Below are 15,415 nucleotides of genomic sequence, written 5' to 3' on the forward strand. Positions count from 1 at the left end.
GTCCTCCTAACCAAATAGGAAACTTTCCTAACAGAGTCACGGGCGCGAGCCCCTGGCAGAGGGCGGTGCATCCACGATGGCGGGACCCACTCCCGGCGCACCCGGCACCCCGGGCACACCACGGGTGCTGCGGGCCATGAACGACCGGGCCGCCCTCGATCTGCTGCTGGAGCACGGGCCGCTCTCCCGGACCCGGATCGGGAAGCTGACCGGCCTCTCCAAGCCCACCGCGTCCCAGCTGCTGGCCCGGCTGGAGGCGGCGGGACTGGTCGTCGCCACGGGGACCAGCGAGGGGCGCCCCGGGCCCAACGCGCAGCTCTACACGGTGAACGCGCGGGCCGCCCATGTGGCCGGGCTCGACGTGAACGGCCGGCGCATCGTCGCCGCCGTCGCGGACGTGACCGGTCGGACCGTCGGGGAGTTCGAGCTGTCGACCCCGGGCCGGCGCGCCGACAGCGTGGTGCGCCAGGTCGCCGACGCGCTGGACGGGGCGGTGAAGGACGCCGGGCTCACCCGCGCCGACGTCCACCGGGTCGTCATCGGCACGCCGGGCGCCTTCGACCCGGGCACCGGGCGGCTGCGGTACGCCTCGCACCTGCCCGGCTGGCACTCCCCCACCCTGCTGGACGAGCTGGCCGCGTTCCTGCCGATGCCGGTGGAGTACGAGAACGACGTCAATCTGGTCGCCGTCGCCGAGCAGCGCCTGGGCGCGGCCCGCGGCCACGAGGACTTCGTCCTGCTGTGGAACGAGGAGGGCCTCGGCGCCGCCCTCGTCATCAACGGCCGGCTGCACCGCGGCTTCACCGGCGGCGCGGGCGAGGTCGGCTTCCTCCCGGTGCCGGGCACCCCGCTCGTGCGCCAGGTCGTCAAGGCCAACAGCGGCGGCTTCCAGGAGCTGGCGGGCGCCCAGGCGGTGCCCCGGCTCGCGAAGGCGCTGGGCGTCGACACCCCGCAACAGCCGTACGCGAAGGTCGCCGCGGACCTGCTGGCGCGGGCGGCCGACGCGTACGAACAGGACGAGGCGCTCACCGAGCTGCTGCGCCAGTACGCCCAGCGGCTCGCCACCGGCCTCGCCTCCGTCACCGCCGTCCTGGACCCCGGGCTGATCGTGCTCTCCGGCCGAGCGGTCGCGGCGGGCGGCGAGATCCTGCGCTCCCTGATCCAGTCCGAGCTGGCCGAGCTCGCCGCCTCCCGGCCGCGGCTCGTGGTCGGCGAGATCGACCGCACCCCCGTACTGCGCGGCGCCCTGGAGAGGGCGCTCGCCGATACCCGCGACGAAGTGTTCGACACCTCGCGCTGAACCATGCCCGTCCCCCGTTCCCCGTCGTCTGCCTCTTCCCCGTCCCTGGGAGTTTTGTCATGCGCACAAGCCGTCTCACCACCACCGCTGTCGCCGTCGCCGCGATATCGGTGCTCGCCACCGCGTGTACGGGCCAGTCCGAGGCCGGCGCCTCCGACGACCCGGACGCGAAGACCACGATCAACTTCTGGCACGGCTGGAGCGCGCCCGCCGAGGTGAAGGCGGTCGAGGACAACATCGACCGGTTCGAGAAGGCCCACCCGAACATCACGGTGAAGGTCTCCGGCAACATCAACGACGACAAGCTCAACCAGGCGCTGCGCGCGGGCGGTTCGAACGGGCCCGACGTGGTCTCGTCCTTCACCACCGCCAACGTCGGCAAGTTCTGCTCGTCCGGCGCGTTCGCGGACCTGAAGCCGTTCATCGAGAAGTCGAAGCTCGACCTGGAGAAGACCTTCCCGAAGGTGCTCCTCGACTACACCCAGTTCGAGGGCAAGCGCTGCGCCCTGCCGCTCCTCACCGACGCCTATGGCCTCTACTACAACAAGGACGCCTTCGAGAAGGCCGGCATCACCGCGCCGCCGAAGACCATGTCGGAGCTGGCGAGCGTCGCGAAGAAGCTGACGGTGGAGAAGGGCGACAGCTACGAACAGCTCGGCTTCATGCCGACCTTCCACGGCTACGAGACCGTCGCCGACCACTACATGTCCTCGTGGGACCACACGTACTTCGACGAGAACGGCAAGTCCAACATCGCCAAGGACCCGGCGTTCGCGGAGATGTTCACGTACCAGAAGAAGCTCGTCGAGGACCTCGGCGGCTACGACAAGCTGGAGAAGTACCGGGGCACCTTCGGCGACGAGTGGGGCGCCAAGCACCCGTTCCACACCGGGCAGGTAGCCATGCAGCTGGACGGCGAGTGGCGGCTCGGCATGGCCGAGGACACCAAGCCCGGCTTCGAGATCGGCGTCGCGCCGATGCCCGTCGCCGACGACGAGGCCGACAGCTACGGCAAGGGCTTCCTCTCCGGCACCATCGTGGGCATCGCCCCGGCCAGCAAGAAGCAGAACGCCGCCTGGGAGCTGGTCAAGTACATGACCAGCGACACGGAGGCAGTCGTGGGCTTCGCCAACGGCATCCGCAACGTGCCCTCCACCTTCGAGGCGCTGAAGTCCCCCGACCTGAAGTTCGACCCGCGGTTCAAGACCTTCCTGGACATCGCGCAGCACCCGAAGTCCAACACCCCCGACGGGGCCGTCAACGGCTCGACGTACCAGCAGACGATCCAGGACTTCGGCTACCAGTACGAGAAGGGCGCGGTGAAGGACCTGAAGGCCGGTCTGGAGAAGACCGCGCGGCAGATCGACACCGACATCGCCAAGGCCAAGTAGCCCGACGATGACGACGCACACGCTCCGCTCCAAGCGTCGCAGGTCGGCGCTGCGCACGGTGGCCTTCATGTCGCCGTGGCTGATCGGGTTCTCGGTCTTCTTCGCGTATCCGATGATCTCGACCGTCTACTTCTCCTTCACCCAGTACGACGGCTTCGGGGCTCCGGTCTTCAACGGGCTGACCAACTGGACCTACGTCTTCAGCGACTACCCGATGTTCTGGCCGTCGCTGCGCAACACCCTGTGGCTGGTCCTCGTCATGGTCACCTGCCGGGTCGTCTTCGGCCTCGGCATCGGCATGCTGATCACGAGGATCAAGACGGGGACCGGGGTCTTCAGGACCCTGTTCTACCTGCCCTATCTGGCCCCTCCGGTCGCCGCGACGCTCGCCTTCGTCTTTCTGCTCAACCCCGGCACCGGGCCCGTCAACGCGATCCTCGGGGACCTGGGGCTGCCGACGCCGGGCTGGTTCAACGACGCCACCTGGTCCAAGCCGGCGCTCACCATGCTCGCGGTGTGGGGCATCGGGGACCTGATGGTCATCTTCATGGCGTCGCTGCTGGACGTGCCGACCGAGCAGTACGAGGCGGCCGAGCTGGACGGCGCGTCCGCCTGGCAGAAGTTCCGCTTCGTGACCCTGCCGAACATCTCGCCGATCGTGCTGTTCGCCGTGGTGACGGGCGTCATCCAGGCGATGCAGTACTACACGCAGCCGCTCGTCGCCGGAAAGGTCGCGTCCGGTGTCATCGGCGGCTCCGGGCAGGCCTTCGAACCCGGCTATCCCGACAAGTCGACACTGACGCTCCCGCAGCTCGTCTACAACCTGGGCTTCCAGCGCTTCGACTACGGCGCCGCCTGCGTCGTCGCCCTCGTCCTGTTCGCCCTGGCCATGGCCTTCACCGCGCTGCTGATGCGGGGCCGCAACAACCTGATATCGGCCGGTGACTGAGCCATGACCCAACTCCTCGACGCCGTCGACAAGACCACCACCGCCTCGCCGAAGAACTCCCCGCTGACCCCCGCCGCGCGCACCGCCCGCCGCAAGGCGCTGCTGCACTGGATCGCCGTGCACTCGCTCGGGATCGCCGCCGCGCTCTTCTTCGTGCTGCCGTTCGTCTTCGTGGTGCTGACCTCGCTGATGAGCGACCAGCAGGCGCTGACCCGCGACCTCACCCCGAACACCTGGGAGTGGGGCAACTACGAGCGGGTCTTCAACACCCCCGGCTTCCTGACCTGGTGGCGCAACACCCTGCTGTACGCGGGCGTCGGCACCGTCCTCACCGTCGTCTCGTCCGTCCCGGTGGCGTACGCGCTGGCGAAGTTCCGCTTCCGGGGCCGCAAGCTGTCGCTGATGCTCGTCATCTCGATGATGATGCTGCCGCCGCAGGTCATCATCATCCCGATGTACCTGTTCTGGGCGAAGCAGATGGACCTGTCCGGCACGTTGTGGCCGCTGATCATCCCGATGGCCTTCGGCGACGCGTTCTCCATCTTCCTGCTGCGGCAGTTCCTGCTGACCATCCCGAACGAGTACCTGGACGCGGCCAAGGTCGACGGCTGCGGTGAGTTCCGTACGCTGATGAAGGTCGTCCTGCCGATGGCCAAGCCCGGCATCGCGGCCATCGCCCTCTTCCAGTTCTTCGCCGCCTGGAACGACTACTTCGGACCACAGATCTACGCCTCCGAGAACCCGGCCGCCTGGACGCTCAGTTACGGCCTCGAATCCTTCAAGGGCGCACACCACACCGACTGGAACCTGACCATGGCCGCGACCGTTTTGGTCATGGCCCCCGTGATCGCCGTCTTCTTCTTTGCCCAGAAGGCATTCGTCGAGGGCGTCACACTGACCGGAGTAAAGGGCTGACTATGAAGCTCGCAGTAGTGGGTGGCGGGTCCACCTACACCCCCGAACTGATCGACGGATTCGCCCGGCTGCGGGACACGCTGCCGATCGAGGAGCTGGTGCTCGTCGATCCGGCGGCCGACCGCCTGGACCTGGTGGGAGGTCTCGCCCGGCGGATCTTCGCCAAGCAGGACCACGCCGGGAGGATCACGACCACCACCGACATCGACGCGGGCGTCGCCGACGCGGACGCGGTCCTGCTCCAGCTGCGCGTCGGCGGACAGGCCGCGCGCGGCAAGGACGAGACCTGGCCGCTGGAGTGCGGCTGCGTGGGCCAGGAGACCACCGGCGCCGGCGGCCTCGCCAAGGCCCTGCGCACCGTGCCGGTCGTCCTGGACATCGCCGAGCGGGTCCGCCGCGCCAACCCGGACGCCTGGATCATCGACTTCACCAACCCGGTCGGCATCGTCACCCGAGCCCTGCTCCAGGCCGGGCACAAGGCCGTCGGCCTGTGCAACGTGGCGATCGGCTTCCAGCGGAAGTTCGCCCGGCTGCTGGACGTGAACCCCTCCGAGGTGCACCTCGACCACGTCGGGCTCAACCACCTGACCTGGGAGCTGGGCGTCCGCCTCGGCGGCCCGGACGGCGAGAACATCCTGCCGAAGCTGCTCGCCGAGCACGGCGACGCCATCGCCGACGACCTCCACATGCCCCGGCAGGTCGTCGACCGGCTCGGCGTCGTCCCCTCCTACTACCTGCGCTACTTCTACTCCCACGACGAGGTGGTCAGGGAGCTCGGCACCAAGCCGTCCCGGGCCGCCGAGGTCGCGGCGATGGAGAAGGAACTGCTCGCGATGTACGGCGACCCGACACTGGACGAGAAGCCCGAACTGCTCGCCAAGCGCGGCGGCGCGTTCTACTCCGAGGCGGCCGTGGACCTGGCGGCGTCCCTGCTGGGCAACGGCGGCTCCCCGGTCCAGGTGGTCAACACGTACAACAACGGGACCCTGCCTTTCCTCCCGGACGACGCGGTGATCGAGGTCCAGGCCCGGGTCGGGCACGACGGCGCGACACCGCTGGCCGTCTCCGCGCTGGACCCGCTGTACGCCGGGCTGATCGCCAACGTGACGGCGTACGAGGACCTCGCCCTGGAAGCCGCGCTGCGGGGCGGCCGGGACCGGGTCTTCAAGGCGCTCCTCGCCCACCCGCTGATCGGTCAGTACGAGTACGCCGAGGGGCTCACCGACCGGCTGATCGCGCACAACCGGGAGCACCTTTCGTGGGCGTGAACGTGTCGGTCGTCGCCATCGACGCGGGCAACAGCAAGACCGACGTGGCACTGATCGGCGAGGACGGCACCGTGCTGTCCACGGCACGCGGCGGCGGCTTCCAGCCGCCCGTGGTCGGGGTGGAGGCGGCGATCGACGGGCTGGCCGCCGCGCTGGAGCGGGCCGTCGCGGAGCTGCCGGACGCCGGTGGCCCGTCCGGCGCGTACACCCATGTCTCCGCGTGCCTGGCCAACGCCGATCTGCCGGTCGAGGAGGCCGAGTTGGCAGCGGCCCTGCAGGCCCGTGGCTGGGGCTCCTCGGTGGAGGTGCGCAACGACACCTTCGCGATCCTGCGCGCCGGGGTGGACGAGCCCCGGGGCGTCGCGGTGGTGTGCGGGGCCGGGATCAACTGCGTGGGCATGACCCCGGACGGGCGGACCGCCCGCTTCCCCGCGATCGGGCGGCTGTCCGGTGACTGGGGTGGCGGTTCGGGGCTCGCGGAGGGGGCGCTGTGGTTCGCCGCGCGTGCCGAGGACGGGCGCGGCGAACCGTCCGAGCTGGCCCGTGCGTTGCCCGCCCACTTCGGGCTCGCCTCGATGTACGCGCTGATCGAGGCGCTGCACCGGGGCGGGATCCCGTCGGCGCGGCGGCACGAGCTGACACCGGTGCTGTTCGCGACCGCCGCGGGCGGGGACCCGGTGGCCCTCGCGCTGGTGGAGCGGCAGGCCGAGGAGGTAGTGGCGATGGCCTCGGTCGCGCTGGAGCGGCTCGGTCTGCTGGCGGAGGAGGCTCCGGTGCTGCTGGGCGGCAGCGTGCTGGCCGCGCGCCATCCGCAGCTGAACGACCGGATCACCGCGCTCCTCGCGGCACGCGCCCCGAAGGCCGAGGTGCGCGTCGTGTCCGAGCCGCCGGTGCTGGGCGCGGCGCTGCTGGGCCTGGACCGTACGGGCGCAGCGCCGGAGGTCCACCGGAGGCTGCGCGCGCAGTACGTCTGAGCGCCTCCGCGGTACGCCGTACGTCAGGGAGCGTCCCTTCACGCGATGTGCGTGGGGGGACGTTCCTCGTACGGGTGAACGCCGGGCACGCGCGGGGCGCGAGGGAACCGATCGGACCTCCGGAACGTGTACCTGATGGGGAGTCTGTTCGTCGCAGTCCGTTCGTCGCAGTCCGTACGCCGAAGTCCGTTCGCTTATAGGGATGTATCCGGGCACGTTGCGCCGCTTGCCTTGATCGGTCGCGCCCGCCCTGATCGAATGCGGGGGCCGGTCAGGGGACTTGCCGTCAGTGACCGAGGGGGAGGTCGAGTGACACACCCGCCGAGCGGCGGCACGCAGACGCTGCGCACGCCGGACCCGGTGTCCGCGCACGCCGGCACGGACGCACCGCGCCGCACCACGTGGGCCGCGCAGACCGAGCGCCTGCGCGCCGTGGCGACGACCGAGCCCGGCCGGCTCCAGATCATCGGGGCCGTCCTGGCCCTGCTGGTCGTGGCGTTCGGCGCGGTGACCACCCTGGAGACCTCGTCGCGGGCGTCGTCGGCCGACGACGTGGTCAGCCGCAGTCAGCCGCTCAGCGCCGACGCGGCGGACATCTACCGCTTCCTGGCGGACGCGGACACGACGGCGGCCAGTGGGTTCCTCGCGGGTGCGCAGGAGCCCGAGGCCGTGCACGAGCAGTATCGGAAGGACATCGAGGAGGCGGCCCGGCTGCTGGTGAAGGCGTCGGGGAGCACCGACTCCGACAGCGCGTCCAGCCGTGAGATAGCCACCCTCAACAAGCTGCTCCCGGTCTACACGGGCCTGATCGAGCGCGCCCGCGCCAACAACCGCCAGGGTCTGCCGCTGGGCGGCGCCTATCTCCGGTACGCGAACCAGAAGATGACCGGTGAGATGCTGCCGGCCGCCGAGCGGCTGTACGCGGCCGAGACGGGCCGGCTGGAGACGGACTCCGCCGACGCCCGGCAGTGGCCGCTCCTGTCACTGGGCGCCGGGATCCTGGTGCTCGGCGCGCTGGGGTGGATGCAGCGGCGCACCTACCGCCGGACGAACCGGGTGCTGAACCACGGGCTGCTGGCGGCGACGGCCGCCGCCTCGGTGGTGGTGCTCTGGCTGGCCGTGGGGCACGCGGTGGCCCGTACGGAGCTGCGGTCGGCGATGGTGCACGGCCAGGCGTCCCTGGATGTGCTCAACGACGCGCGGATCAACTCCCTGAAGGCGCGCGCCAACGAGAACCTCACCCTGGTGGCGCGCGGTGCTGTGCTGACCCCCGACGGCTCGGCCGACCAGTACGAGGCGGACTACGGCACGGGGATGAAGGCGGTGAAGGACCGGTTGGAGAAGGCCGGCCGGCTCGCGGACGACGAGAGCGGGAACGCGCCGGTCCTCGACGCGACCAAGGGCGTGGCCGAGTGGGGGGCCCGCCACCGCGAGGCCCGTGCCACGGACGACCGCGGCGACTACGACGGCGCCCTGGAGCAGATCATCGGGACCGAGGGCTCCACCGGGCAGTCCTTCCAGCGGGTGGACGCCGCGCTGGAGAAGGCGCTCGCGCATGAGCAGGACGAGTTCACCGCGGCGGCGGAGGACGGGCGGGGCGCCCTGCGGGGCCTGCCGATCGGCGCCGCGGCGCTGGCGGTCCTGGGGGCCGCCGCCGTGATCGTCGGGGTCAACCGCAGGCTCGCGGAGTACCGGTGAGAGGGGCAGCGATGCGCAGGTCGAAGGAGCGTTCCGCACGCGGCGGCCTGCGCGGATGGGGCGGCGTGGCGGGGATGGCGGGCGCGTGCGCGGTCACCGCGGCGCTCACCCTGCTGCCGCTGGCCCACCACAGCGGCGGGGCGGCCGGAGCGGACGCCCCGGGCGGCGGAGCGGTGACGGCCGACCGGGCACGGGCCGAGGAGTGCACCGAGCCGGAGGCGAGCCTGCCCGCGTCGAGCGCCGACGGGCCCAGCATCGAGAAGATCAAGAAGCGCGGCAAGCTGATCGCGGGCGTCGACCAGAACAGCTTCCGCTGGGGCTACCGCAATCCGGAGGCCCGGGAGCTGGAAGGGTTCGACATCGATCTGGTGCGGGCCATCGCCAAGGACGTCCTGGGCGACCCGGACGCGGTGATCTTCCGCGCGATCCCCACCAACCAGCGCATCGCCGCCCTGGAGAACGACCGGGTCGACGTCGTCGTGCGGACGATGACGATCAACTGCAAGCGGCTGGAGCAGGTCTCCTTCTCCACCGCCTACTTCCAGGCCGGGCAGCAGGTGCTCGCCCCGAAGGGGTCGACGATCACCGGCTACGACCCGTCGCTGAAGGGCAAGCGGGTCTGCTCGGCCGAGGGCTCCACGGCGTACGAGGCGCTGGAGAAGAAGTCGTTCGGCGCGCTCTACAAGGACGACTTCGACGGCACCGAGCGCGACCGGGACCTGCTGACCGTGCCCAACCAGCTGGACTGCCTGGTGCGGCTCCAGCTCGGCGAGGTCGACGCCATCGTCACGGACAACGCCCTGGCGGCCGGTCAGGCGGCGCAGGACCCGGCGGTGGAGCTCAAGGGGAACGCCCCGTTCACCACGGAGTACTACGGCGTCGCGACGAAGAAGGGCGCCGACGATCTGGTGGCCCGGGTGAACAAGGTCCTCGTCGACTACCGGGCGGGCGGTGACAACAGCCCCTGGATGACGTCGTACCGCAAGTGGCTGTCGGCCGGACTGCCCGGCATAGCGGGCCCGCCCGCGCCCAAGTACCGCGGCGACTGACCCGGAGCGCACCCACGCGCACGGACCGGGGCGGGCAGGCCGGAACAGGATCAGCAGACCGGGGCGGGCAGGCCGGGACAGGGTCAGCAGACCGAGACAGATCGATCCCGCCGGGCCCACCGGCCCGGCGGGGAGAGCGGAGAGGTGATCGATGGGCGTCGCGGGATCCTTCCCCGGCTTCGCGGGGAGGCCCCCCGGCCCGGTCATGGACCGGGAGGAGGCGGACCGTGCGCTGGCCCGGCTCGGTGCGGAGCACGAGGCCATCGAGACCTCGCTCCTCGCGCTCCAGGACCATGCCGGCCGCCGGCTCCTGGAGGGCGCCGAGCTGACCGGCGTCACCCGGGAGCGCTGGGCCGTGACCGAGCAGTCGATCACCCTGCTGTGGGGCTATTTCGACGCGTACGCCGGCGCCCTGTCCGAGGCCCGGGAGATCCGTGCGCGGCGGCGTCATCCGAACCGGGAGGACCTCACCGCGCTGACCGGGCTCCTGCGCGGCGATGCCGTCACCGTCGCCAACCAGGGGGCCGTGCCGCCGCCTTCGGTCGCGGGTCCGGCCAGGCTCTCCGAGCGGTTCTCCCTCCAGGAGCTCGTCTCCCGGATGAACGAGCTGTACGCCAGGTCCCTGGACATGGTCGTCTCCTCCGACTCCGTGTGGTCGGCGCTGCCCGCCCGGATCGATCTGCTCGCCGCCGAGCTGCACCGGACGCGTTCGCTGGCGCACTCCGTGGGAGTGCGGCCCGGTGAGCATCCGGCGGGGGACGACCTGGCGGAGATCACCGAGGAGCTGGCCACCCTGCGGGTGCAGGTGATCTCCGACCCGCTGGCGTTCTGGCTGCCGGGGCCCGGCAGCGCCGCGCCGGGCGGCGGCCGGCCCGACACCTCGCGCTACGACCGGGCGGCCCGCGCCCTGGAGGACGTACGGCGGGAGATCGAGGCGGTGCTCGCGGTCCGGCAGGACGCCGAGGCGCGGCTGGTGCGGCTGCGGGACGTGCTCTCGCGGGCCGACCGCACCCTGACGGAGGCACGGGCGGCACGCGGCGAGGTACTGGCCAAGATCGCCGCCTCCGAGGTGCCCGCGGTCAGCGGCCCGCCGACCGCCCTCCAGGAGCGGCTGGCGGCGGCGGCGGACCACCGCAGGTACGCCCAGTGGCACCGGCTGTCGCCGCTGCTGGAGTCGCTGGAGCAGGAGGCCGAGGACGAACTGCTCCGCGCCCGGGAGTCGCTGACCTCGGTGACGGCCCCGCTGGCGGTCCGCGCGGAGCTGCGCGGCCGGCTCGACGCGTACAAGGCGAAGGTGGCCCGGCACGGCCTGGCGGAGGATCCGGTGCTGATCGAGCGGTACGACGCGGCGCGCCGCATGCTGTGGAGCGCGCCGTGCGATCTGCGGGTCGCCGAGCAGGCCGTCCTGCGCTACCAGCACGCGGTCGCGGAGATGCTGACGCCGAGCCGGCCCGACGGACCGCAGGACCGGCGGTCCACGGGCGCGGCCACCGGCACGGGCACCGGCGAAGAGGGGGAGACACGATGAGTACGCAGTGCCAGCGCCCCGCGTGCGAGGGGAACTACGAGGACATGGGCGGCGGTGAGCTGTACTGCGACACCTGCGGTCTGGCTCCGGTCGTCTCACCGACGGGCATGGTCTCCTCGCCGCCGACCGGGATCGCCGGAGGCGGCCGGGCGAGCAGCCGGGACAGCTCCTCGGCGCGGTCCGGCTCCCGCGCCTCCGGGCGTGCCTCGTCCCGTTCGTCGACCTCGCGCCGCTCGGTCTCCGGCCGGCTGTCGCGCTCGCTGTCCGGGGCGGCCACCTCCCGTTCGGTCTCGGTGCGTTCCTCCGGCTCGACGTCGGCGGCCTCGGCCCGGGGGCGGCTCGGCGTCGGTCTGGTGGACGTCCCGGACGTGCCCCGGCCCGATCCGCGCACGGCGGTGATGGAGAACCCGGAGGTGCCCGAGCGCAAGCGGTTCTGCTCCCGTTCGGACTGCGGGGCGCCGGTGGGCCGTTCGCGCGGTGAGCGGCCGGGCCGCACCGAGGGGTTCTGCACCAAGTGCGGCCACCCGTACTCCTTCGTGCCGAAGCTGACCGGCGGCGACATCGTGCACGGCCAGTACGAGGTCGTGGGCTGTCTGGCGCACGGCGGGCTCGGCTGGGTCTATCTGGCGGTGGACCGGGCCGTCTCGGACCGCTGGGTGGTCCTCAAGGGCCTGTTGGACACCGGCGACCAGGACGCGATGGCCGCCGCGATCTCCGAGCGCCGCTTCCTCGCCGAGATCGAGCACTCCAACATCGTCCGGATTTACAACTTCGTCGAGCACCTGGACCAGCGGACCGGTTCGCTCGACGGCTACATCGTGATGGAGTACGTCGGCGGCAAGGCGCTCAAGGAGATCGCCAACGAGCGCCGCACCCCGGCCGGGAAGCGCGACCCGCTGCCGGTCGAGCAGGCCTGCGCGTACGGGATCGAGGCCCTGGAGGCGCTCGGCCATCTGCACAGCCGCAACCTCCTCTACTGCGACTTCAAGGTCGACAACGCGATCCAGACCGAGGACCAGCTGAAGCTGATCGACATGGGCGCGGTGCGCCGGATGGACGACGAGGAGTCGGCGATCTACGGAACGGTCGGCTACCAGGCCCCCGAGGTCGCGGAGGTGGGCCCGTCGGTCGCCTCCGACCTCTACACGGTGGCCCGGACGCTGGCGGTCCTCACCTTCGACTTCCAGGGGTACACGAACGTCTTCGTGGACTCGCTGCCGGACCCGGACAACATCGAGGTGTTCCGCGCCTACGAGTCGTTCTACCGGCTGCTGGTGCGCGCCACGGACCCGGACCCAGCCCGCCGGTTCGCCTCCGCCGCGGAGATGGCCGAGCAGCTGACGGGGGTGTTGCGGGAGGTCGTGGCGCTCCAGACGGGCCGGCCGCGCCCTGCTCTGTCGACGCTGTTCGGCGCGGAACTGCGCGTGATCGACACCGAGTTGTTCGCCCGGCAGACGGACGACGTCTCGCGGCTGGGCGGCCGGGAGACCGGCTCCGGGCGTGGCGGGCTCCGGGGCCGCCGCAAGGGCCGCGGCAGCCCGCCGTCCGGAGTTCCGGCGCAGGGCGGCACGTGGCAGCCCCACGGCGGCGCGGCTCCGGTCGCGCCGGGGGCCGTGACGTCAGCGGTGGCCGGGGCGCTGCCGGTGGGGGCCCAGCCGCCCGGCCCGGCGGGTGCCCATCCGCCGGGTCCGGCGGGGGCCTCCGCGCTGGCGGCGCCGCCGACCCATGTCCGGGGCTCGGCGCAGGGCGGCGCCCCGCTCGCTTACGCTCCCCCGGCGCAGGCTCCGGTCCCGGCGCCCCGGGCGGCCGAGCCGGCCCCGGCCGCCTCCGGGCCGTACGTCGCGACCGGACCGTACGGCCCCTTCGGGGCGACCTCCGGGGGCGTCCTGCTCGCCCTGTTCGACACGCGGGCCACGGCACTGGCGCTGCCGGTCCCCCGGGTCGACGCGATGGACCCGAACGCCGGTTTCCTCGCCGGCCTCATGGCCTCCGCCCCGGCCGAGCTGATCACCGCCCTGCGCACGGTCCCGGCCCCCTCGCTGGAGACCCGGCTGCGGGAGCTGCGGGCCCGGCTGGAGATGCGGGAGCTGGACTCGGCCGCCCGTGCGCTGACCACCCTGGAGGGTGAACACCCGGACGACTGGCGGGTCGTCTGGTATCGGGGCGTCACCTCGCTGGTCACCGGTGACCACGAGTCGGCGGCGCTCTCCTTCGACGCGGTCTACGACGCGTTCCCCGGGGAGATGGCGCCCAAGCTGGCGCTCGGGATCTGTGCGGAGGTGCTGGGCCAGCTGGACAACGCCGCCGAGTACTACCGCCTGGTGTGGGCGACCGACCCGGGGTTCGTCAGCGCCGCGTTCGGCCTGGCCCGGGTGCAGATCGCCGCCGGTGAGCGGGGAGGGGCGGTGAGCACCCTGGAGTCGGTGCCGGAGGCCTCGATCCACTACACGGCGGCCCGGGTAGCCGCAGTCCGGGCGCGGCTGCGCGAGCGCTCGCACGGGGAGCCGCTGCTGGCCGACCTGACGGCCGCCGGCGTCCAGGTGGCGGCGCTGGCCGCCTTCGGTCTGGACCCGGTGCGTCACGAGCAGCTGTCGACCGAGGTACTGGGCAAGGCGCTCGACTGGGTACTCTCCGGTAGTCCCGGTGTCCCGGGGCCGGGCGGACCGGCCGCCGGTTCGTCCGGGGCAGGCAAGCTGCTCGGCGCCGAACTGAACGAGCGGGGGCTGCGGTTCGGGCTGGAACGCTCGTACCGGATGCTCGCCCGGCTCGCGCAGCGGGGCGACGAGAGGATCGAACTGGTGGAGCGGGCCAACCGTTTCCGCCCCCGGACGTGGGTGTGAAGATGTCACAGAGCCACCAGCAGCCCGCCCTGCCGAAGTGCCCGGGCTGCGAGGAACCGCCGGCTGCGGGCGATCTGTTCTGCGGGGTGTGCGGCTACGACCTCTCGGCCGTTCCGGCGCGCCCCGACGACCGGCCCACGATGGTCATCACCGTGCCTCCGGCGGCTCCGGCGGCCGGTGCGGTGCGGTGGCCCGCCGCCGAGGAGACCGACAGCTCGGACGTGCCCGCGCCCGTGGTCCGTCCGGCGGACGTGCCCGGGACGGACTCGGGCGGCAGGCCCCTGACGGGGCCGGACACGCCGGACGCGGTGTCCGGCCGGGGCGCGGCGTCGCCGCCCGAGCCGGTGCGGGCGGGCGGGCCGGAGACCGCGGCCGTCCAGGTGCGCCACGACGACCGGGCGGGCCCGGGCGGTGCGGAGGCCTCCGGTGACTTCGCGCTGGCCGCGCCCGATCCCCGGACGGCGGAGCACGCCGCCGCGCCCGCGGCCGTTCCCGCCCCCGGGGCAAAGGTCTGTGCGGCCTGCCGCTCCGGCCGGGTGGACCCCGACGGCTACTGCGAGAACTGCGGGCACGCCCAGCCCCGTGAGCGCGACCACATGGAGCAGGAGCTCGACGCGGTGGCCGCCGTCAGCGACCGGGGCCTGCGCCACCACCGCAACGAGGACTCCTTCGCGGTGTCGTCCACCGCGCTGCCGGACGGCTCGCCCGCCGTCGTCGCGATCGTCTGCGACGGCGTCTCCTCGGCGAGCCGTCCCGACGAGGCCTCGGCTGCCGCGGCGAGCGCCGCCAACGAGGCGCTGCTGGAGTCCCTGCCGCGCGGCACGCATCCGCAGACGGCGATGCACGAGGCGATCGTCGCCGCGTCCGAGGCGGTCAACGCCCTGGCGCAGGAACCGGCCGGGGCGAGGGAGCACGACGCGCACCGCCACCAGAACGCCCCGGCCTGCACCCTGGTCGGCGCGATCATGGCGGGCGGTCTGCTGATCGTCGGCTGGGTCGGCGACAGCCGGGTCTACTGGGTGCCGGAGGACCGGACCCGGCCGACCGCCCGGCTCACCGAGGACGACTCCTGGGCCGCGCAGATGGTGGCGGCCGGCCTGATGAACGAGGCGGAGGCGTACGCGGACGAGCGCGCCCACGCCATCACGGGCTGGCTCGGCGCCGACGCGTACGAACTGGAGCCGCACACCGCCGCGTTCCAACCGGACCGGCCCGGCCTGGTCGTCGTGTGCACGGACGGCCTGTGGAACTACGCGGAATCCGCCGAGGAGATGGCGGCCGCCGTCCCGGCCGACGCCCGGGAACAGCCGCTGCGCGCGGCCCAGACGCTCGTGGGGCACGCTCTCGACGGCGGGGGCCACGACAACGTAACAGTGGCGCTTCTGCCGTTCGCCGTACGGCCGCAGGGGGCAGGATCGGCCTGCGACACCGTTTGAGCCGGTTCTCCGTCCTTGCCCCGACCCCGTGTCAGCCGCCCGCGTCCCCTCTTCGCCTGATCGCCTG

The 15,415-nt window shown here is 72.4% G+C and carries 11 protein-coding genes; all 11 read left to right on the top strand.

Annotated elements, in window-relative coordinates; genetic code table 11:
• Nucleotides 1-76 precede the first annotated feature (76 nt).
• The 11 genes from D581_RS0121405 to D581_RS0121460 all read left to right on the top strand — a co-directional run bounded on the left by D581_RS0121405 (nucleotide 77) and on the right by D581_RS0121460 (nucleotide 15,348).
• Nucleotides 77-1,300 (top strand): ROK family transcriptional regulator, encoded by a 1,224-nt coding sequence (locus D581_RS0121405; RefSeq protein WP_026290759.1) that lies wholly within the window; start codon nucleotides 77-79, stop codon nucleotides 1,298-1,300.
• A gap of 59 nt (nucleotides 1,301-1,359) precedes the next feature.
• Entirely contained in the window at nucleotides 1,360-2,691 is a 1,332-nt protein-coding gene (locus D581_RS0121410) for an ABC transporter substrate-binding protein (protein WP_018959248.1), read from the top strand.
• 7 nt (nucleotides 2,692-2,698) lie between these two features.
• The gene (locus D581_RS0121415) at nucleotides 2,699-3,640 is read left to right on the top strand and encodes a carbohydrate ABC transporter permease (RefSeq protein WP_018959249.1); all 942 of its coding nucleotides are present in this window, start codon (nucleotides 2,699-2,701) and stop codon (nucleotides 3,638-3,640) included.
• A 3-nt stretch (nucleotides 3,641-3,643) separates the two neighbouring features.
• Nucleotides 3,644-4,555, top strand: coding sequence for a carbohydrate ABC transporter permease (locus D581_RS0121420; protein ID WP_018959250.1), 912 nt, complete (start codon nucleotides 3,644-3,646; stop codon nucleotides 4,553-4,555).
• Nucleotides 4,556-4,557: 2 nt separating this feature from the next.
• A complete protein-coding gene (locus D581_RS0121425) occupies nucleotides 4,558-5,823 on the top strand; it encodes a 6-phospho-beta-glucosidase (RefSeq protein ID WP_026290760.1) in 1,266 nt (421 codons plus the stop codon).
• Entirely contained in the window at nucleotides 5,814-6,797 is a 984-nt protein-coding gene (locus D581_RS0121430; RefSeq protein WP_018959252.1) for a BadF/BadG/BcrA/BcrD ATPase family protein, read from the top strand. The genes D581_RS0121425 and D581_RS0121430 overlap by 10 nt, the downstream gene beginning before the upstream one ends.
• 309 nt (nucleotides 6,798-7,106) lie before the next feature.
• Entirely contained in the window at nucleotides 7,107-8,495 is a 1,389-nt protein-coding gene (locus tag D581_RS0121435) for a hypothetical protein (protein ID WP_018959253.1), read from the top strand.
• A gap of 11 nt (nucleotides 8,496-8,506) precedes the next feature.
• Nucleotides 8,507-9,544 carry a glutamate ABC transporter substrate-binding protein gene (locus tag D581_RS0121440; protein WP_018959254.1) on the top strand — a complete coding sequence of 346 codons (1,038 nt, stop codon included), beginning with the start codon at nucleotides 8,507-8,509 and terminating at the stop codon, nucleotides 9,542-9,544.
• A 151-nt stretch (nucleotides 9,545-9,695) separates the two neighbouring features.
• Nucleotides 9,696-11,072: a hypothetical protein gene (locus D581_RS0121445; protein ID WP_018959255.1), complete on the top strand. Its 1,377-nt coding sequence runs from the start codon at nucleotides 9,696-9,698 to the stop codon at nucleotides 11,070-11,072.
• Nucleotides 11,069-13,912 (top strand): tetratricopeptide repeat protein, encoded by a 2,844-nt coding sequence (locus D581_RS0121455; protein WP_078625896.1) that lies wholly within the window; start codon nucleotides 11,069-11,071, stop codon nucleotides 13,910-13,912. Before D581_RS0121445 ends, D581_RS0121455 begins: the two co-directional genes overlap by 4 nt.
• Before the next feature lie 2 nt (nucleotides 13,913-13,914).
• A complete protein-coding gene (locus tag D581_RS0121460) occupies nucleotides 13,915-15,348 on the top strand; it encodes a PP2C family protein-serine/threonine phosphatase (RefSeq protein WP_026290762.1) in 1,434 nt (477 codons plus the stop codon).
• Nucleotides 15,349-15,415 lie beyond the last annotated feature (67 nt).

Source organism: Streptomyces sp. CNB091, assembly GCF_000377965.1.

Bases quoted from the DNA above. Each gene is read 5' to 3' on its own strand.
- D581_RS0121405 (WP_026290759.1), top strand. From the start codon at position 77: ATGGCGGGACCCACTCCCGGCGCACCCGGCACCCCGGGCACACCACGG.
- D581_RS0121410 (WP_018959248.1), top strand. From the start codon at position 1,360: ATGCGCACAAGCCGTCTCACCACCACCGCTGTCGCCGTCGCCGCGATA.
- D581_RS0121425 (WP_026290760.1), top strand. From the start codon at position 4,558: ATGAAGCTCGCAGTAGTGGGTGGCGGGTCCACCTACACCCCCGAACTG.
- D581_RS0121460 (WP_026290762.1), top strand. From the start codon at position 13,915: ATGTCACAGAGCCACCAGCAGCCCGCCCTGCCGAAGTGCCCGGGCTGC.
- D581_RS0121445 (WP_018959255.1), top strand. From the start codon at position 9,696: ATGGGCGTCGCGGGATCCTTCCCCGGCTTCGCGGGGAGGCCCCCCGGC.
- D581_RS0121420 (WP_018959250.1), top strand. From the start codon at position 3,644: ATGACCCAACTCCTCGACGCCGTCGACAAGACCACCACCGCCTCGCCG.
- D581_RS0121440 (WP_018959254.1), top strand. From the start codon at position 8,507: ATGCGCAGGTCGAAGGAGCGTTCCGCACGCGGCGGCCTGCGCGGATGG.
- D581_RS0121415 (WP_018959249.1), top strand. From the start codon at position 2,699: ATGACGACGCACACGCTCCGCTCCAAGCGTCGCAGGTCGGCGCTGCGC.
- D581_RS0121455 (WP_078625896.1), top strand. From the start codon at position 11,069: ATGAGTACGCAGTGCCAGCGCCCCGCGTGCGAGGGGAACTACGAGGAC.